At 73.3% G+C, this 26,174-nt stretch carries 18 protein-coding genes and 3 pseudogenes; 11 read left to right on the forward strand and 10 right to left on the reverse strand.

Annotation, left to right across the window (positions count from 1 at the left end; all coding sequences use genetic code 11):
* Positions 1-236: 236 nt before the first annotated feature.
* Positions 237-919: pseudogene (locus tag ACFVUY_RS22155) on the forward strand (IS5 family transposase); the annotation flags it as partial.
* Between the two features lie 138 nt (positions 920-1,057).
* Here the strand turns inward: ACFVUY_RS22155 and ACFVUY_RS22160 are convergent.
* The 3 genes and pseudogenes from ACFVUY_RS22160 to ACFVUY_RS22170 all read right to left on the reverse strand — a co-directional run.
* Positions 1,058-1,282 (reverse strand): annotated as a pseudogene (locus tag ACFVUY_RS22160) (transposase); the annotation flags it as partial.
* A gap of 97 nt (positions 1,283-1,379) precedes the next feature.
* Positions 1,380-2,921: an MFS transporter gene (locus ACFVUY_RS22165; protein WP_387732326.1), complete on the reverse strand. Its 1,542-nt coding sequence runs from the start codon at positions 2,919-2,921 to the stop codon at positions 1,380-1,382.
* 285 nt (positions 2,922-3,206) lie between these two features.
* Positions 3,207-5,570: a glycoside hydrolase family 65 protein gene (locus ACFVUY_RS22170; RefSeq protein ID WP_387732329.1), complete on the reverse strand. Its 2,364-nt coding sequence runs from the start codon at positions 5,568-5,570 to the stop codon at positions 3,207-3,209.
* 175 nt (positions 5,571-5,745) lie between these two features.
* On the opposite strand from ACFVUY_RS22170, the gene ACFVUY_RS22175 reads away from it, so the two are divergent.
* The gene (locus ACFVUY_RS22175; RefSeq protein WP_387732332.1) at positions 5,746-8,469 is read left to right on the forward strand and encodes a GNAT family N-acetyltransferase; all 2,724 of its coding nucleotides are present in this window, start codon (positions 5,746-5,748) and stop codon (positions 8,467-8,469) included.
* Positions 8,470-9,240: 771 nt separating this feature from the next.
* A complete protein-coding gene (locus tag ACFVUY_RS22180; protein WP_387732335.1) occupies positions 9,241-10,893 on the forward strand; it encodes a trypsin-like serine protease in 1,653 nt (550 codons plus the stop codon).
* A gap of 279 nt (positions 10,894-11,172) precedes the next feature.
* Here ACFVUY_RS22180 and ACFVUY_RS22185 read toward each other — a convergent pair whose 3' ends face one another.
* A complete protein-coding gene (locus ACFVUY_RS22185; RefSeq protein WP_387732337.1) occupies positions 11,173-11,607 on the reverse strand; it encodes a hypothetical protein in 435 nt (144 codons plus the stop codon).
* A 264-nt stretch (positions 11,608-11,871) separates the two neighbouring features.
* Between ACFVUY_RS22185 and ACFVUY_RS22190 the strand changes: the two genes are divergently transcribed.
* The 4 genes and pseudogenes from ACFVUY_RS22190 to ACFVUY_RS22205 all read left to right on the forward strand — a co-directional run.
* The gene (locus ACFVUY_RS22190; RefSeq protein WP_387690375.1) at positions 11,872-12,549 is read left to right on the forward strand and encodes a response regulator; all 678 of its coding nucleotides are present in this window, start codon (positions 11,872-11,874) and stop codon (positions 12,547-12,549) included.
* 192 nt (positions 12,550-12,741) lie between these two features.
* Positions 12,742-13,785 (forward strand): zinc-dependent alcohol dehydrogenase family protein, encoded by a 1,044-nt coding sequence (locus ACFVUY_RS22195; protein WP_387732339.1) that lies wholly within the window; start codon positions 12,742-12,744, stop codon positions 13,783-13,785.
* Positions 13,786-13,811: 26 nt separating this feature from the next.
* Positions 13,812-14,465, forward strand: a complete 654-nt coding sequence (locus ACFVUY_RS22200) for a pyridoxamine 5'-phosphate oxidase family protein (protein ID WP_387732342.1) — start codon at positions 13,812-13,814, stop codon at positions 14,463-14,465.
* A gap of 138 nt (positions 14,466-14,603) precedes the next feature.
* Positions 14,604-14,840: pseudogene (locus ACFVUY_RS22205) on the forward strand (ornithine cyclodeaminase family protein); the annotation flags it as partial.
* Between the two features lie 62 nt (positions 14,841-14,902).
* Here ACFVUY_RS22205 and ACFVUY_RS22210 read toward each other — a convergent pair.
* Entirely contained in the window at positions 14,903-15,790 is an 888-nt protein-coding gene (locus ACFVUY_RS22210; protein WP_387732345.1) for a Rieske 2Fe-2S domain-containing protein, read from the reverse strand.
* 209 nt (positions 15,791-15,999) lie between these two features.
* On the opposite strand from ACFVUY_RS22210, the gene ACFVUY_RS22215 reads away from it, so the two are divergent.
* A complete protein-coding gene (locus ACFVUY_RS22215; RefSeq protein WP_387732348.1) occupies positions 16,000-17,262 on the forward strand; it encodes an APC family permease in 1,263 nt (420 codons plus the stop codon).
* A gap of 97 nt (positions 17,263-17,359) precedes the next feature.
* Here the strand turns inward: ACFVUY_RS22215 and ACFVUY_RS22220 are convergent, their stop codons facing one another.
* Positions 17,360-18,673 (reverse strand): serine hydrolase domain-containing protein, encoded by a 1,314-nt coding sequence (locus ACFVUY_RS22220; protein WP_387732351.1) that lies wholly within the window; start codon positions 18,671-18,673, stop codon positions 17,360-17,362.
* 213 nt (positions 18,674-18,886) lie between these two features.
* On the opposite strand from ACFVUY_RS22220, the gene ACFVUY_RS22225 reads away from it, so the two are divergent.
* Together ACFVUY_RS22225 and ACFVUY_RS22230 are read left to right on the forward strand one after the other, a co-directional pair.
* Positions 18,887-19,753: a hypothetical protein gene (locus tag ACFVUY_RS22225; protein WP_387732353.1), complete on the forward strand. Its 867-nt coding sequence runs from the start codon at positions 18,887-18,889 to the stop codon at positions 19,751-19,753.
* Between the two features lie 291 nt (positions 19,754-20,044).
* Positions 20,045-21,835, forward strand: a complete 1,791-nt coding sequence (locus ACFVUY_RS22230) for a S8 family serine peptidase (RefSeq protein WP_387732578.1) — start codon at positions 20,045-20,047, stop codon at positions 21,833-21,835.
* A 115-nt stretch (positions 21,836-21,950) separates the two neighbouring features.
* Here the strand turns inward: ACFVUY_RS22230 and ACFVUY_RS22235 are convergent, their stop codons facing one another.
* The 4 genes from ACFVUY_RS22235 to ACFVUY_RS22250 all read right to left on the reverse strand — a co-directional run bounded on the left by ACFVUY_RS22235 (position 21,951) and on the right by ACFVUY_RS22250 (position 25,161).
* Complete coding sequence (locus tag ACFVUY_RS22235) at positions 21,951-22,991, reverse strand: zinc-binding alcohol dehydrogenase family protein (RefSeq protein ID WP_387732355.1); 1,041 nt, start codon at positions 22,989-22,991, stop codon at positions 21,951-21,953.
* A gap of 120 nt (positions 22,992-23,111) precedes the next feature.
* On the reverse strand, positions 23,112-23,585 hold the full coding sequence (locus ACFVUY_RS22240) for a nucleoside deaminase (RefSeq protein ID WP_387690125.1): 474 nt from the start codon (positions 23,583-23,585) through the stop codon (positions 23,112-23,114).
* Between the two features lie 281 nt (positions 23,586-23,866).
* Positions 23,867-24,703: an alpha/beta fold hydrolase gene (locus tag ACFVUY_RS22245; protein ID WP_387732357.1), complete on the reverse strand. Its 837-nt coding sequence runs from the start codon at positions 24,701-24,703 to the stop codon at positions 23,867-23,869.
* Between the two features lie 20 nt (positions 24,704-24,723).
* Positions 24,724-25,161 carry a universal stress protein gene (locus tag ACFVUY_RS22250; protein ID WP_387690129.1) on the reverse strand — a complete coding sequence of 146 codons (438 nt, stop codon included), beginning with the start codon at positions 25,159-25,161 and terminating at the stop codon, positions 24,724-24,726.
* Between the two features lie 181 nt (positions 25,162-25,342).
* On the opposite strand from ACFVUY_RS22250, the gene ACFVUY_RS22255 reads away from it, so the two are divergent.
* Positions 25,343-26,164: a helix-turn-helix domain-containing protein gene (locus ACFVUY_RS22255; protein ID WP_387732359.1), complete on the forward strand. Its 822-nt coding sequence runs from the start codon at positions 25,343-25,345 to the stop codon at positions 26,162-26,164.
* The last annotated feature ends 10 nt before the right edge of the window (positions 26,165-26,174 follow it).

Genomic DNA, 26,174 nt, shown 5'->3' on the forward strand with positions numbered 1-26,174 from the left:
ACTTATCTTTACCCCGCCCCGCCCCCCCGCCGGGCACCCCCCCAAAAAAAACCCTCACCCCGGGGGGGGGGGGCCGGGGCCCCCCCCGCGCCCCCCCCCCGCCCGAACGCCACCACCCATTACGGGGGCATGCCGGAGATTCAGGGGAAGAGCCAGGGCCCGCACGTCCTCCTCCAGGTCTTCCGTTCCGAGTCTTGGACCTTGCACTCGCCGATCTTGGTCGGCAGGGTGTCCCGGTGCGCGCCGATCTTGTTCCGGACGACCTGTGGGAGCGGGTGGCCCCGCTGCTGCCACCCGCTCCCACCCGACGCCGCCGCCATCCCGGGCGACTTCGCGCACCCGACAGGGCGGCTCTCGCTGGCATCATGTTCGTGTTGCGCACCGGCGTTGCCTGGCGCGACGTCCCCGCCGAAACCGTGGGCTGCTCCGGAGTCACGGCCTGGCGCCGGCTGCGGGACTGGACCGAGGCCGGCATCTGGCCGCGCCTGCACACCGCCCTGCTGACCGAACTGCGCCTCGCGGGCTCACTGAACCTGGACGACTGTGCCGTGGAAGGCTCGCACGTCCGGGCCCTCAGAGGGGGAGAGCACGTCGGCCCTCGCCAGTCGACCGTGCCCGCCCCGGCTCCAAGCACCACCTGATCGTCGACCGCCACGGCACCCCGCTCGCCATCACGCTCACCGGCGGCAACCGGCACGACGTCACCCAGCTTCTCCCGTTGCTGGATGCCGTCCCGCCGATCCGGGGCCTGCGCGGACGCCCCCGCCGCAAACCCCGGCGCCTGTACGCCGACCGCGGCTACGACTTCGACAAGTACCGCCGTCCGCTGTGGAGGCGCGGCATCAAACCACTGATCGCCCGGCGCGGCGTCGCCCACGGTTCCGGGCTGGGCAAGTTCCGGTGGGTGGTGGAGCGCGCGTTGTGCGCCACGAGGCGCTCTGTTTGTATCCCTGGCTCAGCCAGGGATACTCGGAAGGAGGTTCCTGGGCCGGATGACTCACCTGGATCCGAAAGGTGAAGGGGACAAGAGCATGTCAGCAAAACAGTGACCGGGCCCAGCCGGGCGGCGCCAGCAGGTCATGCCCGAGGCGAAGCCGAGTTCCTGCGGGAGGTGTTCCCGGGCGATCCCGGTGTGCAGGACGAACAGGATGCCCTGGAACACCAGCCGGTCCGGATGCCGCTTGCGCCCGGGATGCCGGGTCCGGCGCTTGACCTTGGGCGGCAGCGGCTCGATCACAGCCCACAACTCGTCATCGACTTTCCACGGCTTCGGTCGAGCCACCCCGCACCCCGATCAACGGTCCCGGAGTGATCCAACCACCTCGAAGATCATTTCGTTGGGAGTTCTTATTCCGTCTGGGCGTCGTTGGAAAGCCTGGTCATCGGGTGTGGTGACCTTGTGGAATGACAGGTGCCATCGGCTTGGGGATCTTGATGACGAACGCTGCGATCGTCACCGCCAGCGCCGCGAAGACCAGGCCCATCTGGAACGCGCTGGCGATGCCGTGGACCAGCACCTGTGAGGAGTACGGCGCCGGGAGCCGGCCGGTGGCCCGGGCCTGGGCGAGCTGCTGCGGGGTGGCCTGCCGCAGGAAGGCCCCGGCCTGCTGCCGGGCCTCGTTGCGGCTGGCCGTGCCGAACACGGTGACCAGGATCGACAGGCCGAGCGAGCCGCCCACCTGCTGGGTGGTGTTGAGCATGCCGGTGGCGGCGCCGGTCTCGTGCGGGGCGACGTGGGAGACGACGGTGAGGGTGGCGGGGACGAAGATCGAGCCCATGCCGAAGCCGAACAGCAGGGTCGGGCCGAGGATGCCGCCGATGTAGGTGCTGTTGATGTCGATCTGGGTCGCCCAGGCGACCCCGCTCAGCACCAGCAGCGAGCCGGTGACCAGGAAGGGCTTGGGGCCCCAGCGCAGCTGGTTGCGGGCGGCGAACTGGGCGGCGGCGACGATGGCCACGCTGATCGGCAGGAACGCGAAGCCGGCCCGCAGCGGGCTGAAGCCGAGGATCTCCTGGACGAACAGGGTGATGAAGAAGAAGATGCTGAACATTGTTGCGGCTACGCAGAGCATCAGCGTGTACGCGCCCGAGCGGTTGCGCTCCCGTAGGAGGTGGAGCGGCATGATCGGCTGTCGTGCGTGCCGCTCGTTCGCCACGAACGCCGCAATCAGCGCCACGGCGAGGCTGAAGGCGGTGAGCGTCACGGGGTCCGTCCAGCCGTGGTCGGAGGCGCGGATGAAGCCGTACACCAGGGAGACCATGCCCGCGGTGGCGGTGAAGGCGCCGGTCAGGTCGAAGCGGCCGGGGTGGCGTTCGGACTCGTTGATGTACAGCGGCGCCAGCAGGGCGATCGCGATGCCGATCGGCACATTGACGAAGAGCACCCAGCGCCAGGACAGCCAGGAGGTGAGCATGCCGCCGAGCAGCAGTCCGATCGCGCCGCCGGCTCCGGCGACGGCGGAGTAGACTCCGAAGGCCCGGTTGCGTTCCTGGCCTTCCTTGAAGTTGGTGGCGATCAGCGCCAGCGCGGTCGGCGAGGCGATGGCCCCGCCCACGCCCTGGAAGGCTCGGGCGGCCAGCAGCCAGGCCGAGGACTGCGCGACGCCGCCGAGCAGCGAGGCCAGGCTGAACACCAGCACGCCGACCATGAACACCCGCCGCCGCCCGAGGATGTCGCCGGCGCGCCCGCCGAGCAGCAGCAACCCGCCGAAGGTCAGGGTGTAGGCGTTGATGACCCAGGACAGGTCGGTGGTGTTGAACTTCAGCGCCTGCTGGATATGCGGCAGCGCGATGTTCACGATCGTGATGTCGAGAACGACCATGAGCTGGGTGGCTGCGATGACGGTGAGGGCTATCCCCGGGTGCTGGCCCCGACGTGCGGTCGCGGGCGAAGCCTCGGCCAGGGCGCGCGAGGTGGCCATGGCAGGTCCCCCAATGGGTTCGGGGGTGAACGGCGGGCAGGGGACGGATTCGTTCACCACTACCGACGGTATCCCCGGGGCATAGGGAACACAATCGTTCATTACGGACATGCTCATGCTGCCCGGCCGCCACCGTCCATCGGTGCGGAACCGGGCTGTCGGGGACGGGCGGCTGGCGGCTCGGTCGGGATCAGACCAGGCCGGCGCCCCATGCGCGGGCTCGGTCGAGTTCGCCGGCGTGCAGTGGTCCGTCGCTGGTCCGGGCGCCGGCGGGGCCCGCGCCGCTCACAGCCGGAAGTGCCGGGTCTCGCCGGGCCGGACCGTCGCCTCAGTGCCGCGCAGCCGGATGCGGACCGGCTCCTGGCGGTCCTGGCGCAGGCTCACCGTGACGGTGCGGCGGTCGATGGCGAGGGTGAGGCCCCAGTGGCCCCGGTAGCGCAGGTCCAGTTCCAGACGGCCGAGGGCGGAGGGCAGGTGAGGGTCCAGCCAGAGGGCGTCCTCGCGGACCTCCAGGCCGGTGTAGCAGCGTTGCAGCAGGTCCACCGCGCCCGCCATGGCGCCCAGGTGGACGCCCTCGGCCGTGGTGCCGTGCTGGCTGTCCCGCAGGTCGGCCACCAGGGCGTCGCGGAAGTGGCGCCAGGAGGCGCGGCGGTCGCAGCGGGTGAGCACCCAGGCGTGCACCACCGAGCTGAGTGTCGAGCCGTGGACGGTGCGCCGCAGGTAGTAGTCGGTGGTGCGGCGGAGCAGCTCGTGGGGCGCCGGGTGGCCGAGGCGCCGTAGCAGGTCGCGGACCTCGCGGGCGGAGAACAGGTACCAGAGCATCAGCGCGTCGGCCTGCTTGGAGGCCTTGTAGCGGTTGACGGTGTCGCCCTCGGCCTCCAGGATCCGGTCGAGCCGGCGCAGGTCCGGGTAGCGGCGCCGGTACTGCGGCCAGTCGAGTTCGGCGAGGCGTTCGTAGCCGTCGAACTGGCTCAGGACGCCGTCGTGGAAAGGGACGTGCAGGTGGCGTCCGACCTCCTGCCAGCGGTCCAGTTCCGCGGCGTCGAGGCCCAGGCGCTCGCGCAGCTCGTCGCGGCGGTACCCGGGCAGGGCGTCCAGGGCGTCCTGGGCGCGGGCCAGCACCCAGGAGGCCAGCACATTGGTGTACGCGTTGTCGTCCAGGCCGGGACGGGTCTCCCAGGGGTAGCCGTCGTGGTACTCGTCGGGGCCGAGCACCCCGCGGACGGACCAGTGGCCGCGGGCCGGGTCGTGGACGGCGGCGGAGGACCAGAACCGGGCGATCTCCAGCAGCATCTCGGCGCCGGCTCCGGCGAGGAAGTCCCGGTCCCCGGTGGACTGGTAGTACTGCCAGATGTTGTAGGCGGCGGCCGAGCCGACGTGCCGCTGGAGGTGGCTGTGGTCGGGCAGCCAGCGGCCGGACAGCGGGTTGAGGTGCAGCTGCTGGGACTCCTCGCGGCCGTCCCGGGCGCTCTGCCACGGGTAGAGCGCGCCGCGCAGCCCGAGGTCCCGGGCCTGGCGGCGGGCGGCGTCGAGGCGGCGGTGGCGGTAGCGGAGCACGGCCCGGGCGAGCTCCGGGAAGCGGAGGTTGAGCAGCCGCAGCACGAACAGCTCGTCCCAGAAGACGTGCCCCCGGTAGGCCTCCCCGTGCAGGCCACGGGCGGGGACGCCGACGTCCAGGTCGACGGAGTGCTCGGAGCAGGTCTGGAGCAGGTGGAACAGGTTCAGGTGCAGCGGGCCGGCCCCGTCGAAGTCGGCCTCGATCCGGCAGCGGCGCCACAACTGCGCCCAGCGCACGGTGTGCTCGACGAGCAGCTGGTCGAAGTCGCCCGCCTCGGCGGCGAGCAGGCGGGAGGCGAGCAGCGGGGTCTCGATCGCCCGGTCGTGGGAGGTGTGCACGGCGACGGTCTTCGTCACGGTGACGGGCCGGCCCGCCGAGGCCTCCAGGGCGAGGAGGCGGGACACCCGGCCCTCGCGGCACTCGGTCGTCGCGGTGTGCTCCCGGTCGGCGCGGATTCGGGCGCAGAGGGCGATCCGCAGCGACGAGTCGATCGCGTCGGCTTCGAGCCGGAGCAGACCGCCCTCGTCCACCCCCTGGTCGGCCGGGACGAGGTGGCGCTCGGCCAGGCCCCGGTAGCGGGCGACCCCGGTGTTGGCGACGCGGCCGTCCAGCCCGGAGCGGACCTCCAACGGGCCGGACCAGTTCTCCGGGGTGAAGGTGCTCTCCAGAGCGAGCAGGTGCGGCCGGGCCTGGCTGGCCAGGCGGCGTTGCACGAGCCTGGTGCGCCGGCCCTGCTCATCGACCACCAGGGCGGTGCGGGTCAGCAGTCCCCGGCGCAGGTCCAGTTCCAGGGTCTGCTCGGTGGGCGGCCCGGTGAACCACCCGCCGTCGGCCGGGCGGAAGGTCAGCGGCAGCCAGTTCGGGCAGTTGATCAGGTCCTCATTGGCCACCACGTGCCCGCCGACCGTCGACTCCGCACGGTCGTAGCAGCCGGCCAGGTACGTCCCCGGGTAGTGCACCCCGTCGGCGACCGACTCCGGCGCGGCGCCCCGGCTGACCAGGTAGCCGTTGCCGACCGCGCACAGCGCCTCCCGCAGCCCCTCCTCGGCCGGGTCGAAGCCCTGGTAGCGGAGGGTCCACGGGTCCGGCATGTCGGGATTCCCCGCGGGCGGGTCTGCTGCCACGACGTGACCTCCGTGCGACCGGTCTGCCTCCAGTCTGCGGACGACGGCACCGCGCCGCTCGGCGGTCCGCCCGGGGCCGGTCGGCCCTTCCCCGGACCAGGGCCGGGCGCCGAGGCTGGGAGACGGAGACCGGAGGTGTGCCATGTCGACCGTCCGTCCGCCGCTCGCCACCGCCGAGGCCCTGCTCGCCGACGGCACCACCGTGGAGCTCCGGCCGCTCGGGCCGGACGACCACCGCGCGGTGCTCGACCTGCACGCCGCCGGGATGTCCGAGGAGAGCCGCCGGATGCGGTTCTTCGGTGTCAGCCGCAACGCGCCCCGCCAGGCCGCCGACCGGCTCTGCGGGCCGCCGCGCGCGGGTCTGCTGGCGCTCGGTGCCCGGGCCGGGGAGGAACTGGTCGGCGAGGCGGACTGCGAACTGCTGGACGGCCCGCCGGAGACCGCCGAACTGGCCCTCGCGGTGGCCGACCGCTGGCACCACCGGGGAGTCGCCACCCTGCTGCTGGAGCACCTCGTGCACGCGGCACGGGCCGCCGGCATCCGCTTCTTCGAGGCCGACACGCTGCACGGAAACCACGCCGTCCACCAGGTCTTCGCCGACCTCGGCCTGCCCGTCGAGCGCCGGTACACGCAGGGCGAGGTCAGGATCAGGGTGCCACTGGACGAGAGGGACGAGCGCTACCGCTCGGCCGTGGACGAACGCGGGCGCAGCGCCGACGTGGCCAGCCTCGCCGCGCTGCTGCGCCCTGCCTCGGTCGCGGTGGTCGGCGCGTCCCGGCGGGAGGGCTCGGTCGGTCGGACGGTCCTGACGAGGATCCGGCAGGGAGGTTTCGCCGGTCCGCTGTGGGTGGTCAACCCGCACGCCGACGAGATCGCCGGTACACCCGCCCACTCGTCGGTCTCCGCACTGCCTGCCGTGCCGGACCTCGCCGTGCTGGCCGTTCCCGCCGGCGCCGTCCCCGCGGTGGCCGAGGAGTGCGGTGCCGCCGGAGTGCGGGCCCTGGTCGTGCTCACCTCGGGGCTCGGCCCGCAGGAGGCCCGTGGGCTGATGCGCGCCTGCCGTCGGCACAGCATGCGGCTGGTCGGACCGAACAGCCTCGGCATGGCGCAGACCGATCCGGCCGTCCGGCTGGACGCCGAGTTCGGTGGGGCCTTCCCCAGGCCCGGCACCGCCGGAGTGGCCGTGCAGAGCGGCGGCGTGGGGATCGCGCTGCTGTCGCGGCTGGCCTGGCTGGGCATCGGGGTGTCGAGCTTCGTCTCGCTCGGCGACAAGTACGACGTCAGCGGCAACGACCTGCTCCAGTGGTGGGAGGCGGACGGGCGGACCGACCTCGCGCTGCTCCACCTGGAGTCCTTCGGCAACCCGCGGGCCTTCGCCCGCACCGCCCGCCGGGTGACCGGGAGCATCCCGGTACTGACCGTCGACGCCGGCCGCTCGACGGCCGGCCGCCGCGGCGCGGCCTCGCACACCGCGGCTGCCGCCACCCCCACCGTCACCCGGGAGGCGCTGTTCCGGCAGGCCGGCATCACCGCGACCCGCAGTATCGAGGAACTCGTCGAGGCGGCCGCACTGCTGCGCGCCCAGCCGCTGCCCGCCCCGCGCGGAGCGGTGGCCGTGGTCTCCAACGCCGGAGGCATCGGCATCCTCGCCGCGGACGCCTGCGCCGAGGCCGGACTGGAACTGCCGGAACTCCCGACGGAACTCGGCAAGCTGCTGCCGTCCGGCGCCTCCGTCCGCAACCCGGTGGACACCACGGCGGCGATCGGACCGACCGAACTCTCCCTCTTCCTCCGGGCGTTGGAACGCGAGGAGGCCGTCGACGCGATCCTGGTGTGCCTGGTGCCGACGGCGCTGGGCACCACCCCGGCCCAGGATCCGGTGCGCGCCCTGCTGGAGGGACCGGCCCGGCGCCGCGTCCCGATCGCCGCCGTGCTGCTCGACCAGCAGGTGCCCGTCCGCTACCGCACCTGCGCCGACGGCGGCGTCGTGCCCGCCTACTCGGACACCGTCGCCGCCGCCCGGGCCCTCGCCCACGCCCGGGACCGAGCCCGCTGGCTCGCCGAAGCGCCCCCCGCGCCCGCCGAAGCACCGGACTGCGACCGGAGCACCGCCCGAAGCCTGATCGACGGCTACCTCACCGCCCACCCCGACGGCGGCTGGCTCGACCCGCTGTCCACCGCCGACCTGCTGGAGGCCTACGGACTGCCGCTGACCACCGCGGTGTGGGCCCGCGACGAGCACACGGCGGTCGCCGCCGCGAACGGACTGCGCACGCTCGGGCACGAGGGCAAGGTGGCCCTGAAGGCCTACTGGCCCGGGCAGGTGCACAAGAGCGCGCTCGGCGCCGTCCGCACCGGCCTCGGCACCGAGGCCGAAGTGCGCTCCGCCTACCGGGATTTCACGGAGAGATTCGGCCCGGAGCTGGCCGGAGCGGTGGTCCAGCCGATGGCCGCGCCGGGCGTCGAACTGCTCGCGGGCGTCGTCCAGGACCGGGTCTTCGGGCCCCTCGTGGTGCTCGGGGCGGGCGGCACCGCCGCCGACGTGCTGGCCGACCGGGCGACCCGGCTCGCCCCGCTGAGCGAGCGCGACCTGACCACCATGGTCACCGAACTGCGCAGCGCGCCCCTGCTGACGGGAAGCACCGGGGCACCCGCCGTGGACCTCGCGGCGGTCCGGTCCGTCCTCGCCCGGCTCTCCCGCCTCGCCGACGACTTCCCGGAACTCGTCGAGGCGGACCTCAACCCCGTCATCCTCCGCCCCGACGGCGCGCTCTGCGTGGACGCCCGGGTCCGGCTGGAACGCCGGCCGTCCTTCGACCCCTACCTGCGGCGGCTGCGCCGCCCGGCGGCCGCCGAAGCGGAGTGAGTCCCGTGGACGAGGCCATCCGAACCGAGGCCCTCACAAGCGCGCGGAGGCTCGACGCGAGGCCCGCCCCGGGGCGAGCAGGCCGGCGGTGAGCGCCCATGGGGGTGGGCCGGCGAAAGCACGGCGCAGTCCGACGGTCCTCCTCTCGCTGCGCCGCTTCTCGTTGGTGGGGCCTGGTGCTCTCAAGGAGCGCAAGAGGTGATTCGGAATCAAGTCCTCTCAAACCGGTCAAATGTGAGTACGTGGGCGAATTCTCAAGCATCCGAAATGTGCGCTTGTGGTGCGGAACGGCGGGAGGCGTCTCATTGATTCACTCCGCCGTCGACGAACAGTCACCATCCCGTTGTTCGACGAATATTATGCAATTCCGGTGGCGACACGGTCGGTGAGCGCTGATACTTTACGCATGCTCCGCTCGTGCTGAACAAGCATGCCAACGCCAGAAATCACGCCGACGTTGTCTCGGATTCGAAGGACTTGCTTTGCTTGAATCCGGCAGCGCCAGTGCGGAGGACACCACGGTCAGCGCTCCGTCCTCGTCGAACTGCGCGCCACCGGCTGAACCACCGCACTGCCGCCTTCTCCCGTGGCGGCGGCTTCGCCCGTCACCCGGACCGGCCCGACCGAGAAGTCAACACCCCGCTCGGACCGGGTCCGTGTTCACCGGAGCACGAGGCAGTCAGAGCCCATATCTGGTCCCGGCTGTCGGCGAGCGGCGAGCGCACGCCCTGACCCGCCCAGAACCTCTCTCACCCATCGGAGACCGAACCCTTGTCCCGCAAGCCCATACGCCCCGCCCTCAAGGCCGGCGCCCTCGCAGCGGCCCTCGCCGGTGCCATGACCACGTTCGCCACCCCGCCCGCCGGTGCCACCGCCGGTGACCCCGCCGCCAACGGCTCGTACGCCTACACCGCGCGCATCGCGATCGGCGACAGCTTCCGTGCCTGCACCGGCGCCCTCGTGGACCGGTACTGGGTGATCACCTCGGCCGCGTGCTTCGCCGACAACCCCGCCCAGCCGACCGCGGTGGGTGAGACCCCCAAGTGGGCCACCACCGTGACGGTGGGCCGCACTGACCTGACCGCGACCGGCACCGGCGCGACCAGCAAGGTCGAGAAGCTGGTGGCCCGTCCGGAGCGCGACCTGGTGATGGCCAAGCTCGCCACCCCGATCGACGGCATCGCCACACTGCGGGTCGCCACCACGGCGCCCGCCACCACCGAGAACCTCCGGGTCACCGGCTACGGACGTACCAAGACCGAATGGGTGCCCGACAAGCTCCACTCAGGAGCCTTCACCCTCGACACCGTGAACCCGACCGCCATAGGCACCACCGGCACCGCCGGCTCGGCGCTCTGCAAGGGCGACACCGGCGCCCCCGTGATCCGCGAGACTGCGGCAGGTGCCGAACTGGTCGCCGTGGTGTCCCGGTCCTGGCAGGGCGGCTGCCTCGGTGAGACCGAGACCCGCACCGGCGCCTCCCACACCCGCGTCGACGACCTCGGTACCTGGATCAAGGAGGTGCGCTACAGCACCGCGGACGTGAAGCCGGGTACCCACGTCCAGGTCCTCGGCTCCGACTCCACGCTGTGGGACACCGTCACCGATCACCGGTCCGGCCGCTGGGCCGACCGCTGGTCGATCGCCGACAGTGGCAGCGGCACCGGCACCCAGACCACCGTGGACAGCGTCGCCATCGGCAACGCCGTGCACGTCTACGCAATCGGCACCGACGGCCACGTCTACACCCGCGACGGTGTGGTCGGCGGTACCTGGTCCGCCTGGCAGGAGGTGCCCGGCGGTGCCAGCGGTGTCCAGGACATCACCGCCGCCACCCGTGGCAACACGGTGAGCCTCCAGGTCGTCGGCTCCGACGGTCGCTTGCACACCACCAATGTCGACTACGGCGCCGGCACCTGGGACCCCCGCTGGGTCAAGGTCGACGACAACGCCGTCAAGGCCATCACCAGCAGTGCCACCCCGGACAACACCGTGCACGTCTACGCCATCGGCACCGACCTCAACGTCTACACGCGCGACAACAAGCCCGACGGCACCTGGACCAACTGGCAGCTCGTCCCCGGCGGTGCCAGCGGTGTCCAGGACATCACCGCCGCCACCCGTGGCAACACGGTGAGCCTGCAGATCGTCGGCTCCGACGGTCGCTTGCACACCACCAATGTCGACTACGGCACCGGCACCTGGGACCCCCGCTGGGTCAAGGTCGACGACAACGCCGTCAAGGCCATCACCAGCAGTGCCACCCCGGACAACACCGTCCACGTCTACGCCATCGGCACCGACCTCAACGTCTACACGCGCGACAACAAGCCCGACGGCACCTGGACCAACTGGCAGCTCGTCCCCGGCGGCGCCAGCGGCGCCCAGGACATCACCGCCACCGCAGCCGCCACCGTCGGCTGACCTCACCCGCATTCCAGGGCTCCGTCCGGCACCGGGCAGCAAAACCGTTGTGCGTCGGCCGCATTCGCTCCGCAGGCAGAGCCGGAAGCCCTGGGCTGCACCGGCGACGTCATCGTCACCCGGACGGTCCGCACCACCGGCCCGGCCCGGCTACGCCGCCCCGTGACGCTCGTTGGCCCCGGGGATGCACACCCCGGGGCCAACACCGCAGCCGCCTCGCCGCAGCCGGTGCCCGTTCCTGCACCGCGTGAGGACAACAGGGCACACACGGCGGGTGGGTCAGTTCCAGACGGTGCAGTTGATGTTGGTGCCCCACTGGGGGTTGCCCCACGGGTCGCCCACCGCGAACGACGCGCTGCAGGCCCGTACCCAGTTGCCCGGCCCGTCGTAGGCTTCGGGGGTTTGGAAGTGGGCCTGCCCGGTGACCTGAAGCAGGTTCTTGGCCTGCCACGGCCAGTGTCCGTTGCCCGCGGTCTGCGAGACGTCCAGGTAGGCCCCGTCGCGGTTGTAGTCAGCTGAAATCCGCCGCTGCGTGCCCCGCCGAGCAGCCTTGACGTGACCATGCGTATTCTTTGCGTCTCGTTGCCACGACCGCGAGCTCGCCGACCGGGTCCGCTTCGAGCCGGCCGCCACCCTCGGCCCGGATGCCGCCGTCGAGAGCGACATCCGCTCCGAGAACGGCCGGATCACCCTGACGGGCGAACTGCCGGGCACCCTCTCCGGACCCCTCCTGGAAAGGCTGCTGCGCTCCGTGCCCGGCGTGGTCGACGTGGAACTCCGACTCGGCGCGCCGGCCTGAGCGGAGGCACGGGGACGGTCGCGTTCGCCGCTGGCGACGGCTCCCCGGAGAGCCTGGCCGCCGCCCGCCGGGCCGCCGTCCCGGACGTCCGACGGGCCCGGGCCGCCGACGCGCTGCGCGGGCGGGAACGGGCGCGGAGAATCGGTGGTGTCAGCGCCCCGTGCACCCAGGAGCAGGCCATGGACTCGCCCCAGCCCGTACGGGTGTTCCTGCTCGACGACCACGAGGTGGTCCGCCGGGGCGTCCGCGACCTCCTGGAGGCCGAGCCGGACATGGAGGTCGTCGGCGAGGCCGGCACCTGTGCCCAGGCCCTCGTCCGCGTACCGGCGCTGCGCCCGGACGTCGCGGTGCTCGACGTACGGCTCCCGGACGGCGACGGGGTGACCGTCTGCCGGGACCTGCGGGACCGGATGCCCGGGCTGGGCTGCCTGATGCTGACCTCCTTCGACGACGACGACGCCCTGCTCGACGCGATCATGGCCGGCGCGGCCGGCTATGTCCTCAAGCAGGTCAAGGGCGCCGAACTGGTCGGCGCGGTGCGAACGGTGGCCTCCGGCCGGTCGATGCTCGACCCGGCCACCACCCACAGGCTGATGGAGAGCCTGCGCCACCACGAGGAGAGCGCGACCGACACCGCGCTCGCCGGGCTCACCCCGCGCGAGCGGGAGATCCTCGCCCTGGTGGGGGAGGGCAGGACGAACCGCCAGATCGGCCAGGAGCTCTACCTCGCCGAGAAGACAGTGAAGAACCACGTCTCGCGGCTGCTCGCCAAGCTGGGCGTGGAACGACGCCTCCAGGCCGCCGTCATCGCCGCCCACGCCGAATCCGAGCAGCAGCAGCACCAGCGCCCGCACTGACGCCTCCGTGCCCTGCCCACCGATGCCCACCGACCGGCCCGGGCTCGCCCACCGGGCAGCGGGGCGCAACGGGGTCCATCGGCCCACCGGGAGCACCCCACCGGCCCCCTGGCGACGGGCGCGGCCGTGGAGAAGTCTGGAAGGGCGGGCGGAACCGTCCCGGCTCCGCCCTCCGAGAGGAGTGATCGCGGCATGAAGGCGCTCACCTACCACGGACCCGGCCGCCGCACCTGGGGCGACGTCCCCGACCCGACCGTCCGGGACCCGGAGGACGCCGTCGTCCGGGTGGACGCGGTGACCATCTGCGGCACCGACCTGCACATTTTCAAGGGCGACGTCCCCGAGGTCGAGGAGGGCCGCGTCCTGGGCCACGAGGCCCTCGGCACCGTCACCGAGACCGGCCCGGGCGTACGCACGATCACGGCCGGCGACCGGGTACTGGTCTCCTGCGTCTCCGCCTGCGGCCGCTGCTCCTACTGCCGTACAGCGGCCTACGGGCAGTGCACCGGCGGTGGCGGCTGGATCCTCGGCCACCTGATCGACGGCTGCCAGGCCGAATACGTCCGCACCCCCTTCGCGGACACCTCCCTGCACCGGCTGCCCGAAGGCGTCCGGGACGAGGACGCGCTGCTGCTCGCCGACATCCTGCCCACCTCCTACGAGGTCGGCGTCCGCAACGGCGGCGTCGGCCCGGGCGACACCGTCGCGATCGTCGGCGCCGGACCGATCGGACTCGCCGCCGTCCTCACCGCGCGCCTCTACAGCCCGGCCCGGATCATCGCCGTCGACCTCGCCCGCAGCCGTCTCGACGCCGCGAAGCGCTTCGGTGCCGACACCGTGCTGACCTCCGCCGAGGCCACCCCCGAGGCCGTCCGGCAGCTGAGCCGCGACGGCCTCGGCGTGGACGTCGCGATCGAGGCCGTCGGCGTGCCCGAGACCTTCGAGCACTGCACCCGCCTGGTGCGCCCCGGCGGCCGGGTGGCCAACGTGGGCGTGCACGGCAAACCGGCGGTGCTGCACCTGGAGGACCTCTGGATCCGCAACGTCACCATCACCACCGGCCTGGTGGACACCAGCAGCACCCCGATGCTGCTGGACATGCTGGCCGCCGGCCGGCTCGACACCGGTGGGCTGGTCACCCACCGCTTCGGCCTGGACGAGATGCAGGAGGCCTACGACGTCTTCGCCGACGCGGCCGACACCGGCGCGCTCAAGGTCGCGGTGTTCCGGACCTGAGCGCTATGGACGGAGGAGCCGACACCATGACCGCGCATCCCGACTGCGGCGACATCGCCCGCCGGATCCTCCGACGGAGCGATCAGCTCGGTCTGAGCGAAGGCATGCTGGCCCACCGGGCCTCGATGTCCCCTGCCTACTTGCGACAACTCCTCTACTCGGGGCCGGAGTTCGATCCGCCCGGGTTCGTCCGGATCGCTGCCGTGCTGGGGATGGCCTGGCCGGAGCTGCTGTCGGGGAACCGTCCGGACGCCCCGCCGGGGCAGACCGACACCGGCCGCCGCGGTCAGCTCCTGCGTCTCACCGAACCGCAGTGCTGGGAACTGCTCGGCACCCGCGGCGTCGGCCGGGTCGGTCTGCCCGGCTCCTCGGCGCCCGTCGTGCTCCCGGTCAACTTCGCGGTGGACGACCGGACGATCGCCTACCGCACGGCCCCCAGGGGAGCCGCCGCCCCGGCCGACGGCTCGCCCGTCTCGTTCGAGGTGGACCGGATCGACGAGCACCGGAGCGCGGGCTGGAGTGTCCTGATCCTCGGCCAGGCTCATCTGGTCGACACCTCGGACGAGGAACAGCACCTCGCGGCACTCCCCGGCACCACCCCCTGGGCCGGCGGCGCCCGCCCGCTCTGGGTGCGCATCCGCCCGGCCGCCGTCACCGGGCGCCGCATCGACACGGGGTGACGTACGTCGAACGGCGGCTCGCCCTGGCCGACGACCAGGCCCGCGTCGCGCTCAAGGCCCGCGCCACGATCCTGGGCCGCAACCGCGCCCTCATCGCCCGCAACCTGCCGCTCTTCGACGCCTTCTTCATCGGTCTGCGTCGTCAGCGCCCGAACCGGCCGGATCCGGGCGATCCTCGACGACCGCGGCCTGCTCACCGCCTGGCGCACCGCCGCCGCGGGTGCCTTGGCGACCCACGCCAGGGCCCGGCCCGACGCCGCCACCCTGGCCGTGTTCGGCACCGGGGAACAGGCCCGCCTCCGGGTCGAATGGCCGGCCGGGCTCCGCCCGATCGACACGGTCCTCGTCCACGGCCGCAGCCAGGCCGGGACGGGGGTGTGCGCGCCGAAGCCGTCCGCCGCGGCGGGCCGGAGCGGGCCCACGGTCCGGAAGGATGATCAGTCGGCCGCGGGGAGCCGGATCTCCAGGTGCCCGGAGAGCACCCGGGTCTCCAGCACCGGCTGGGGTGCGGTGGCCGGGCCGTGCACGACTTCGCCGTCCCGGAGCCGGAACGTGCTGCCGTGCCACGGGCAGCGCAGGCAGCCCTCCACGAGGGTGCCCTCGGACAGCGGCCCGGACAGGTGGGCGCAGTGCTCGGCCAGCGCGTGGCAGTGCTCGCCCTCGCGGACCACGACCACGGTCAGTTCGCCGGCCGTCGCCCGTACGGGCGTCCCGTCCGGGAAGTCCTCGACGGGGCCGAGGGCGACCCAGTCGGCCGGTGCCAGGCGGGGTACGGCGGCGGCCCGGTTCGGCCCGGCGGCCTGCCGGTAGGACAGGTGCCCGCCGAGCGCGGCCGCGGCCGAGACGGCGGTCGCCCCGGCCAGGCCGAGCAGCCGGCCGCGGGTCCGGTGCCCCCGGCAGCGCGCGAGGAGCGAGCCGGCGTACAGCAGCACGCCGGTGGTGTTGCCGAGTGCGTGCACCAGGCCAGTGCGGCGGCGCGGCGGGTCGAGCCGGGCCCAGTCCACCCAGCCGGTGAGGGCGGTGGGCCCGGCGGTCAGCAGTCCGGCCGCCACCAGGGCGTCGGCGGACCGGTGTTCGCCCGGGAGGTAGTCCAGCAGGGCGGCGGAGGTCCAGCAGCCGATCGGCAGTTGGATCATCGCGGGGTGGAGCGGGTGGCCGAGCCACACGCCGTGCAGCGCGTCTCGGTACGGCCCGAGCGGGAGGGCCTCGACCGCCTTGGCGAGAGGGCGGGCCGGGGCGTCGAGGAGGTCCCAGCGCTCCGGTGCGTCCATGGCTCGGCGCAGTCGGCGGGACCACCGGCGGGTGTGCAGTGGTGTGTTTTCCATACCAGAGCGGCTAGCCGGGCAGCGGACCGGCAAACCCGGACGGCGGGGTGTGTCCGGGGACCGGTCCGGGTGAGCGCGCGCAGGGGGTCGTAGGCCCGACCGCGGCCGGAGAACGCGCCCGGCCCACGTTCGCGGGACACCTCGCTCCTCTATCCTGCGCCGGGACCGGAGGCCGACACAGTGGCGGGCCGGGAGGCTGAGGAGTGGGCATGGGGACGTCGGCATCCGCCCGGGGCGGGGAGCTGAAGCGCCATCTGGGCGTGTTCGACGCCGTGGTGATCGGGCTCGGCTCGATGATCGGCGCGGGGATCTTCGCCGCCCTCGCCCCCGCCGCGGCCGCCGCCGGCTCCGCCCTGCTGCCCGCGCTCGCCGCAGCCGCGGTGGTGGCGTACTGCAACGCCACCTCCTCCGCCCGGCTGGCCGCCCGCTACCCGCAGTCCGGCGGCACCTACGTCTACGGCCGCGAGCGCCTCGGGCCCTTCTGGGGCTACCTCGCGGGCTGGGGCTTCGTGGTCGGCAAGACCGCCTCCTGCGCGGCGATGGCCCTCACCGTGGGCTCCTACGTGTGGCCCGCCCAGGCCCACGCCGTGGCGGTCGCCGCCGTGGTGGCGCTGACGGCCGTGAACTACGTCGGCGTGCAGAAGTCCGCGTGGCTGACCAGGGGCATCGTCACCGTCGTCCTGGCGGTCCTCGCCGCCGTGGTCACCGCCTGCCTCACCGGCGACGCCACCGACACCGCGCGCCTGGCCATCGGCGCGGACGCCACCCCCGGCGGGGTGCTCCAGGCAGCTGGGCTGCTGTTCTTCGCCTTCGCGGGCTACGCGCGCATCGCCACCCTCGGAGAGGAGGTCCGCGACCCCGAGCGCACCATCCCCCGCGCGATCCCGCTCGCGCTGGGCATCACCCTGATCGTCTACGCGGCCGCCGGGGTGGCCGTCCTCGTAGTGCTGGGGCCGGAGCGGCTCGCCCACGCCACCGCACCGCTGGCAGAGGCCGTGCGCGCCGCCGGCGTCCCGGGACTCGCCCCGGTGGTGCGCGCGGGGGCGGCCGTCGCGGCGCTCGGGTCCCTGCTCGCACTGATCCTCGGGGTCTCGCGCACCATCCTGGCGATGGCCCGCGACCGGCACCTGCCCCACGCCCTGGCCGCCGTCCACCCGCGCTTCCAGGTCCCGCACCGCGCCGAGCTCGCGGTCGGCGCGGTGGTCGCGATACTGGCCGCCACCGGGGACGTGCGCGGCGCGATCGGCTTCTCCTCCTTCGGCGTCCTGGCCTACTACGCCGTCGCCAACGCCTCCGCCTGGACCCTCACCCCCGCCGAGGGCCGCCCCGCCCGGATCGTCCCCGTCGTCGGCGCCGCAGGCTGCGTGGTCCTCGCGTTCGCCCTGCCGCTCGCCTCGGTCCTGTCCGGGGCCGCGGTGATCGCCGCCGGAGCCGCCGCCTACGGCCTGCGCAAGGGCGCCGCCCGCACCTGACCGGCGTCGGCCCGGACTCCACGATCGAGGGCTCCTGCGCCGCCGCGGTCGCCCGGCAGCTCTCCGCCGGTCCTCCCGCGCGGATCCGGGGCCCGGATCAGGTGAGCGGTCCGGCGGACCGCGGTGTCGCGGAGGCGGGCGGGAGGACCGGCGGCGAGGAGGCCGGCGGGCGGCCGCCGCAGGTGCCCGTGGAGTACAGGTCGTTGGAGGTCCGCTGCATCGCGGCGTGGTCGGACAGGTCGTACCGGTTGATCGAGGTGGCGAACTGCCGCTTTCCGGTGACCTCGCCGACCAGCAGGGTGTTGTAGCCGGGGATGCCGCCGCTGTGTCCCCAGAACTCGCCGCAGGGCGTGGTCATCCGCTGGAGTCCGAGGCCGTAGCCGACGGCCTCGCCCGGGCCGCTGGTGCGCTTCATCTCGGCGAGTTCGGCCGGGCCGAGCAGTTGCCCGCCGAGCAGGGCGGAGATGAAGCGGGTGAGATCCGCGGTGGTGGAGATGCCCGCCCCGGCCGAGGACGCCATCGACGGGTTGAGCAGCGTCACGTCGGCGGGGCCGGTGGCGAGCTTGTAGTAGCCGTGCGCGTGCGAGCCGGGAATGAAGGGCGAGTCGATGGGCATCGAGGTGCTCGTCAGGCCCAGCGGCCGGATGATGCGGCGGTCCACCTCCTGCGCCCAACTGCGACCTGTGAGGCGCTCGATGATCATGCCGACGAGCACGTAGTTGGTGTTGGAGTAGTGCCAGCCCTGTCCGGGGGCGAAGTACGGCGGGTACTTGTTGGCGATGTCCACGAGCTGCTGCGGTCGGTAGGACGTCCAGCGCCCACCCGCCAGCCACTGCCGCAGCGTCGCCTCGTTGCCGACGTCGAACGCCGGGTCCTCGGTGAAGTCGTGGATGCCGCTGGTGTGGTTGAGCAGTTGACGCACGGTGATGCCGGCGCCGTTCGGCACCACGCCCGGCAGGCGGCTCTCGACGGAGTCGTCGAGGCCGAGGCGGTGTTCCGCGACGAGCTGGAGGACCACCGTCGCGACGAAGGTCTTGGTGACGCTGCCGATCCGGAACCGGCCGTCCGGATCGGCGGGGGCACCGGTGGCCAGGTCGGCCACGCCGGCCGCACCCTTCCAGACCGTGGAGCCGTTCTCCCGGACACGGGCCAGCGTCGCCGCTGCGCCGCCCTCCCGCACCATGGCCCGGACCACCGCGTCCAGGGCCGCCCCGTCCGCTTTCCGCGCCCCGTCCGCCTCCACCCGGTAGGGCGCCGCCGGGGCGTCCGTCGCACCGGCGGCCGGAGCCAAGGCCGCCAGCAGGCCCGCGCCGGCGAGTACGACGACCGCCGACCGCCCGGCCGTGGCCCGCCACCGCCGACCCTTCGAACCGATCCTCCCGAGTCTCGGATCCGCCGCCCCGTCCGCCATGCCGTCCTCCCGAAATCGACCGACGGATGCCGTCAACATCCGTCACAACAAAGACAGTTGACACTGTGCCAGATCGCCGGGAAGCGAGGCGTCCGTCTGAGGTCCGGAGCATGTCCGCCCCGGGGCCCATCTTCCCGCCCGTCGAAGTCCACCTCAGGTCGAAGGCCGCCCCCGACGGATCCCTGAGCCTCGGCCGACCGAGCGACCGACGACGTGAGCACGGTCGTCTCCGCCCCGGTTCGATGGGGCACCGAAAACCGTCCCGAAGGCCGTAGATTTACCCGTGCCCAGGATGCGGGCACAGGGCGGGTGGGACGGCTGGAGACACTTTTGCGGGACAGTTTTTCCGATGGATTCCTTACGCGGCTGGCACACGACACGCATCCGGTGGACCTGATGTGCCTCTATCTGCTGCACGGCTCGGTCGAACGGATCCCCGGCCTGTTGGTCGATCGGGAGACGCTGTCGTTCGAGTACCTGAGTCGGCATGTCCGTACCGAGAACCGCTCCAGCCATGGCGACGCGGACCTGTTCTCGCTCTGGATCAGGAAGAAGGTCCGGGGACGGCTGTACGGCTTGGAGTTCAGGGTCTATTTCATCGCCGGTGAGCCCTGTGCCGACGCGGTGATTCCGTTCGGTGCCCCTGTCGGCCTGCCCCGGTTCATGCACCACCTTCGTGGGTGCTACGGCTCGGGCGGAGCCCCGGGTGACTGGGACTTCGACGTGTACACCGACGTGCGTGATCTCCGCGAGAGTGTCGTGCTGTTCGGCAATCGGCGCGAGGTCTGGTTCCAGGTCAACCGCGGTCCGGTGGTGGCCGGCGGGTCGAGGTTGATTTCCCGGAGCCGGGGCCGGTTGGTCACCGGCCGTCTGCACGGGAACCAGTTCGGGACGAATGCCCAACTGCACGCGGGGGGAGTGCTGTTCCCCGACCGCCTGGCCGCCGTCGAGGGCGTCTCGGCCGAGGCGCGGGCGTACCGGCGGTATGTGGCCAGGCTGCGCGATCCTCTTCCCTCGCGGGCGGGCCGGTCGGTCCGTCCCGAGTTCGGCGCCACGATGCGGCATCGCTCCGTGAACTGACCGATGCCGCCAGGCCGTTCATCGGCCCCGCCGGACCCACCGCGACGGAGGCGCGGCCGCGGGCCCCGCGGCCGGCCGTGCGCACACCGTCCGGGGCGCCGCGGACCCCGCGACATCAAAACGTAACGTCTCCGCGAGAAGTCGTCGGGCGTAAAGTCTTCCCCAAGTCCTGCCCAATCTGGCATGTTTCCTTCAATTCCCGTGCGATCCCCCTCACGCACGGGCCGAACAGGAGGACACGTGTCACCCCTGATATCCCGGCGGCTCGGCCGCCCGGCCGCAGCCCTCGCCGTGCTCTCGGCCATGGCGCTCGCCACCCCCACCGCGTTCGCGACCGCCGCCACCACGGCCACCACCCCCACCGTCCCCGGCACCGTCTCCGCGCCCGCCGCCCAGGCTCCCGTCGCCCAGGCCCCCGCCGCCGCGGGCGCCGCGGCCGGCTGGGCCGCCGGCACCCGCGCCTACCTGGTGATCAGCGCCCCCGCCGACATCGCCGCCGCCAAGACCGCCGTCGCCGCCAAGGGCGGTACGGTCTTCGCGAGTTACGACGCGATCGGCGTCATCGTCGCCCACTCCACCAGCACCGGCTTCGCCGCCGCGCTGCGGACCGTCACCGGCATCCAGCAGGTCGGCGCGACCCGCACCTCCGACGTGCCGGCCGACGCCTACAACCCGGCCCTGCCCGCCAACCCCGCCCAGGCGGCCACCACGCTCACCGAGTCCAACCGCTGGGACATGACCCAGATCAAGGCCGACCAGGCCTGGAACGTCACCACCGGCTCCCCGTCCGTCAAGGTCGGCGTGCTCGACACCGGCGTGGACGACCAGCACCAGGACCTCGCACCGAACTTCGACGCCGCGGACTCGGCCTCCTGCGCCTACGGCAAGCCCGACACCCGCACCGGCGCCTGGCGCGACGTGGACACCCACGGCACCCACGTCGCCGGCACCATCGCGGCCGCGAAGAACGGCAAGGGCGTCATCGGCGTCGCACCGGGCGTGAAGATCGCCTCGGTCCGGATCGCCGAGCCGACCAGCACCCTCTTCTACGCGGAGAACACCGTCTGCGGCTTCGTCTGGGCCGGCGACCACGGCTTCAAGGTCACCAACAACAGCTACTACACCGACCCCTGGCAGTTCAACTGCCCGAACGACCTCGACCAGGCGGCCATCATCGAGGGCGTCAAGCGCGCCCAGGAGTACGCCGAGGGCAAGGGCTCGCTGCAGGTCGCGGCGGCCGGCAACTCCAACTACGACCTGGCCAACAAGACCACCGACAGCGAGAGCCCGAACGACTCCACCAAGGTCACCCGGACCATCACCAACGCCTGCGTCGACATCCCCACCGAACTCCCCGGCGTGGTGACCGTCGCTGCCACGGGCAGCGGCAGCGGCAAGGCCTCCTACTCCAACTTCGGCCGGGGCGTCATCGACGTCGCGGCGCCCGGCGGCGACGGCGCCACCGGCGTCTACTCGACCCTGCCCGGCGGCAAGTACGGCACCAAGAGCGGCACCTCGATGGCCTCCCCGCACGTCACCGGAGTGGCCGCGCTGATCGCGAGCACCAACCCGTCGCTCACCCCGGCGGACATCCGGGCCCGGCTGGCGAGCCAGGCCAACGACCTGGCCTGCCCCGCCTCCGACAGCCGCTGCACCGGCACCACCGCCGTCAACGGCTTCTTCGGCGAGGGCCAGGTCGACGCGCTGAAGGCGGTCGGTGGCGCCACCCCGCCCACCGGCACGTACTTCGAGAACACCGCCGACGTGGCGATCCCCGACAACACCACGGTGGAGAGCCCGATCACCGTCACCGGCGTCAGCGGCAACGCCCCGGCGGCGCTCAAGGTCGGCGTGGACATCAAGCACACCTACCGCGGCGACCTCGTCCTCTCCCTGGTCGCGCCGGACGGCACGGTCTACCTCCTGGAGGACTTCCCGAACAGCGACAGCACCGACAACGTCGCCAAGACCTACACCGTCAACGCCGCCGCGAGTGCGGCGAACGGCACCTGGAAGCTCCGGGTGAAGGACGGCGCCTCCGGCGACACCGGCACGATCGACGCCTGGAACCTCACTTTCTGAACCGTCTGAACCGTCTGAACCTGCTGAACCCCTTGACCCCGCCGTTCCCCCCGGCCGCCCGACGCCCGAGCGCGTCGGGCGGCCGGATCGCGTGCGGGACGCCGACCACCGTGCGCTACTCCGCGACGAGCACCGCGACACCCGTCACCCGGTCCGCGGCGAGGTCCGCGAGTGCCGCGTCCGCACGGCGCAGGGGGTAGCGGGTGTCGTGGACGACCGGGCGGGTGCGGGCGGCCTCGGCGAGGTAGGCGCGTCCGTCTGCCCGGGTATTGGCGGTGACGCTGCGCAGGGTGCGCTCCTGGAAGAGGTGCCGCCGGTAGTCCAGCGCCGGGATGTCGGTGAGGTGGATGCCGGCCACGGCGAGCGTGCCGCCGCGGTCCAGCGCGGTGAGGGCGACGGGCACGAGCTCGCCGACCGGGGCGAACAGGATGGCGGCGTCCAGCGGCTGCGGGGGCGGGTCGTAGGAGTCGCCGGCGAAGTCGGCGCCGAGGTCCAGTGCCAGCCGGCGGGCCGCCGCGGCCCGGGTGAACACGGCCACCCGGGCGCCCCGGGCGAGGGCGAGTTGGGCGGTCAGGTGCGCGGACGCGCCGAAGCCGTAGATGCCGAGCAGCCCGCCCGCCGGGAGTTCGGCCCGTTCCAGGGCCCGGTAGCCGATGATCCCGGCGCACAGCAGCGGGGCCAGCTCCTCGGCGGGCGGGCCCTCGGGCAGCCGGTAGGCGAAGCGGGCGTCCGCGGTGAGGTGCCCGGCGTAGCCGCCGTGCCGGTCCCAGCCGGTGTAGCGCGACGCGGGGCAGAGGTTCTCCCGCCCGCTGCGGCAGTACCCGCAGCTGCCGCAGGTCCGGGCCAGCCAGGCCACCCCGGCCCGGTCCCCGACGGCGAAACCCTCGACCCCGGCCCCCGCCGCCAGCACGCGCCCGACCACCTCGTGCCCGGGCGTGCACCGGGCCAGCCTGGGGGAGAGGTCCCCCTCCGCGAGGTGCAGGTCGGTGCGGCACACCCCGCAGGCCTCCACCTCGACCAGGATCTCCTGGGGGCCGGGCGCGTCCAGCGGCCGCCGCTCCCGGACCAGTGGCCCCGGCCCCGGCCCGCCGACCGGCCCGGGGCGCTCCACCGCCCAGGCCCAGGTCTCCGCCGGTAGGGGTTGCGTGCTGCTCATCGCCGTCTCCTGCCGCTCGGCCTGCGGGGTCGGTGCGCGCCCGGGGTCCAGTTTCCCGCTCCGCGGCGGCCGCCGCGTGCTCGACGGCGGAGAAGCCGTCCGGGGAGGGTGGCGATCCGGTCAGCCCCAGTACCCCGTGTGCACGGCGGTGGCCTCCTCGAAGAGGTGCGGGCCGGAGACCTCCACGGTGCCGCCGCCGGCCGCGAAGACCTGGCGGCAGGGCAGGTCGAGCACCGGCTCGTCCGGGTCCACTCCCGCGATGGCGTTCAGCTCGGTGGCGGCGAGCGCGTAGACGACCTTCCGGATGCCGCTCCAGTGGATCGCACCGGCGCACATCGCGCACGGCTCGGTGCTGCTGTACAGGACGGTCGCGGAGAGCTGGTGCGGGGCCAGGGTGCGGCAGGCCTGGCGGACCAGGTTGGTCTCCGCGTGCGCCGTGACGTCGTGGTCGGTCAGCACGGTGTTCTCGGCCGTGAGCAGGACGCCTCCGGACTCGTCGGTCAGCAGCGCGCCGAAGGGGTGGTTGCCGTGCGCGCGGGCGGAGGCGGCGAGTTCGATGGCCGCGAGCAGGTGCGGGCGGGTGAGGTCGGTCATCGGCGTGCTCCTCGGGGGCGGACCGGACGGGGTGACGGGGACAGGGCCAGGGCGTACGGCGGACAAGGACGGGGCGCGGAAGGGCGGGGCGCGGATCCCGACGGCGTCACCGGCCGCCACCACGGCGCTGCCGCAGCCGGGCAGCGGATGCGTGACAGGAGGGCCGCGCGCACGACGACCGGCTCTGTCGGCCTCCACGGCCCGCTCCCGATGCCCCGGCGGACGCTGCCGGTCGGACGGTCGCACCCGCGGTGCGCGCGGTGGCGGTGCGTGCGGTGCCACTACGTCGCCAGGAAGGCGAGCAGCGCCGCGTTGACCTCCTCGGCATGGGTCCAGAGCAGGCCGTGCGGCGCGCCCTCGACCTCCACGTACTCGGCGGAGGGCAGCGCCCGGTGGAAGGGGCGCCCGGTGCTGTCGATCGGCAGGATGCGGTCGGCGGTGCCGTGCAGGATCAGGGCGGGCACGTCGATGCGCGGGATGTCGGCCCGGAAGTCCGTGTACCAGGTGGACGGCGCCGCCGCGGCGGCGAAGAAGCCGCCGCTCGCCGCGACGTTCCAGCTGTTGCGGACGGCCTCCTCGCTGATCCGGCTCCCGAGGTTCTCGTCGAGGTTGTAGAAGTCCCGGTAGAAGGCGGTGTAGTAGGCGTACCGGTCGGCCTTGACGGCGGCGACGATGCCGTCGAAGAAGTCCTTCGGACCGGCCCCCTCCGGGTTGTCGTCGGTCTTCAGCAGGCAGGGCTCCAGGGAGCCCAGAAAGGCGGCCTTGGCGATGCGGCCGGAGCCGTACCGGGACACGTAGCGGGCGACCTCCCCGGTGCCCATCGAGAAGCCGACCAGCACGGCGTCCCGCAGGTCGAGGGTCTCCAGCACGGTGTGGAGGTCGGCGGCGAAGGTGTCGTAGTCGTAGCCGGTGGTGGGCTGGGAGGACTGTCCGAAGCCGCGGCGGTCGTAGGTGATCACCCGGTGGCCCGCGTCCAGCAGGGCGGCGCTCTGCCGCTCCCAGGAGTGCCCGTCGAGCGGGAACCCGTGGATGAGGACGACGGGCTGCCCGGAGCCGTGGTCCTCGTAGTAGAGGTCGATGGGGGTGGAGTTCTCCTGGCCGACGGTGATGTACGGCATGGTGTCCGGTGTTCCTCTCGTCATGGGGCCCGGACGATGACCACGGGGCAGGCGGCGTGCTGCGCGCAGTGGATGCTCACCGAGCCGAGCAGGGTGCGGGTGAAGCCGCCGCGGCCGTGGCTGCCGACCACCAGCAGCTCGGCACCCCGGGCCGCGTCCAGGAGGATCTCGGCGGGGTCGCCCATGACCATCGTCTGGCGGACGTTCACCGGGGAGTCGTCGCCGAGCACGGTGTGCAGTTCCTCGGCGAACCGCCGCTCGGCCAGCTCCCGGTCGAAGGTGCTGTCGACCACGGGCGCCGACCAGCCGAAGTGGCTGGGGGGTTCCCAGGCGCCGACCGCGTCCACCACGCCGCCGATCAGCGTGGCGTGCCGGGCCGCCCAGCGCAGCGCGGCGTACGACGACGGCGAGCCGTCGACGCCGACCACGACGCGGGGAGCGGAGTCGTTCGCGTTCATCTGCACCGTCCCTGGCTGACCGTCCTGCGGATCGTCGCCCCCCGACCACGGTGCTGGCCGCCGGACGGCGCCGCCACCACGGCCCGCCACCCGGGTGACGGCCGACGGCCGGGCGGGTACCGTCGGTGGCCGCCGAGCGCCCGTGACCGGGCGCGGCCGTCACCGGAACGGGGGAGGACGGGTGCGAGTCGAACACGCGGTGCCGGGCCCGGCGCTGAGGCCCTGGATCGACCGCTACTGGTGGTACCGGGCAGGCCCCGGCGACCTGCCCCGGCTGCTGCCCGGAACGGGTGCCGAGCTGTGGATCCACTGGGCCGGCGGGGTCCACCTGGACGACGGGGCCGGGCCGGTGCCGCTGCCCGCCGCGCACCTGGTCTGCCTCCGCGGGGCCCGCTGGGAGCCGGTCTCGCGGGAGGCGGGCGGCTTCGTGGCGGTGCGGTTCCGGGCCGGCGCCCTGCGGCACTTCCTGGCGCCGGGGGTCGACGAGGTGGCCGACCGGGTGGTGAGTGCCGCCGAGGTCTGGGGGCCGTGGGCCCGGCGGACGGCCGAGCAGGTGTGCCTGGCGTCCGGGCCGGCGGAGCAGGCGGCGGTCCTCGACCGGGCGCTCGCCGAGCTGCTCGCCGCCCACCACCGGGCCGACCCGTGGCTGGACGCCGCGGTGCGGCTCGTCCACCGGCGTCCCGGCGAGGTGCGGGTGGACGCGCTGGCCGAGCACCTCGGGGTCACCGTCCGCCGGTTGCAGCGGGCGTTTCCGGCGGCGGTGGGCGCGGGTCCGAAGGCGTTCCAGCGGGTGGCCCGGTTCCAGCGGCTCACCCGTGCGCTGCTGCTGTCCGGCGAACGCCGTTACCTGCCAAGGGCGTTGGAGGCGGGCTACTACGACCAGGCGCATGTCGTCCGGGAGTTCCGGCATTTCACCGGTCGGCCCCCGACGGCCCTGCTGGGTCAGGGCCTGTCGCATTTCTACTATGAGCGGCTGCCCGCTCCCCGCCAGGCTGGGCCCTGACCGAAGGAAC

The sequence above is a fragment of the Kitasatospora sp. NPDC058063 genome (assembly GCF_042885395.1).
Taxonomy (GTDB): domain Bacteria; phylum Actinomycetota; class Actinomycetes; order Streptomycetales; family Streptomycetaceae; genus Kitasatospora; species Kitasatospora lactacystinica.

Coding starts and splice junctions, on each gene's coding strand:
- ACFVUY_RS22165 (WP_387732326.1), bottom strand. CDS start 2,921: ATGGCCACCTCGCGCGCCCTGGCCGAGGCTTCGCCCGCGACCGCACGT.
- ACFVUY_RS22170 (WP_387732329.1), bottom strand. CDS start 5,570: ATGCCGGACCCGTGGACCCTCCGCTACCAGGGCTTCGACCCGGCCGAG.
- ACFVUY_RS22175 (WP_387732332.1), top strand. CDS start 5,746: ATGTCGACCGTCCGTCCGCCGCTCGCCACCGCCGAGGCCCTGCTCGCC.
- ACFVUY_RS22190 (WP_387690375.1), top strand. CDS start 11,872: ATGGACTCGCCCCAGCCCGTACGGGTGTTCCTGCTCGACGACCACGAG.
- ACFVUY_RS22195 (WP_387732339.1), top strand. CDS start 12,742: ATGAAGGCGCTCACCTACCACGGACCCGGCCGCCGCACCTGGGGCGAC.
- ACFVUY_RS22200 (WP_387732342.1), top strand. CDS start 13,812: ATGACCGCGCATCCCGACTGCGGCGACATCGCCCGCCGGATCCTCCGA.
- ACFVUY_RS22210 (WP_387732345.1), bottom strand. CDS start 15,790: ATGGAAAACACACCACTGCACACCCGCCGGTGGTCCCGCCGACTGCGC.
- ACFVUY_RS22215 (WP_387732348.1), top strand. CDS start 16,000: ATGGGGACGTCGGCATCCGCCCGGGGCGGGGAGCTGAAGCGCCATCTG.
- ACFVUY_RS22220 (WP_387732351.1), bottom strand. CDS start 18,673: ATGGCGGACGGGGCGGCGGATCCGAGACTCGGGAGGATCGGTTCGAAG.
- ACFVUY_RS22235 (WP_387732355.1), bottom strand. CDS start 22,991: ATGAGCAGCACGCAACCCCTACCGGCGGAGACCTGGGCCTGGGCGGTG.
- ACFVUY_RS22240 (WP_387690125.1), bottom strand. CDS start 23,585: ATGACCGACCTCACCCGCCCGCACCTGCTCGCGGCCATCGAACTCGCC.
- ACFVUY_RS22245 (WP_387732357.1), bottom strand. CDS start 24,703: ATGCCGTACATCACCGTCGGCCAGGAGAACTCCACCCCCATCGACCTC.
- ACFVUY_RS22250 (WP_387690129.1), bottom strand. CDS start 25,161: ATGAACGCGAACGACTCCGCTCCCCGCGTCGTGGTCGGCGTCGACGGC.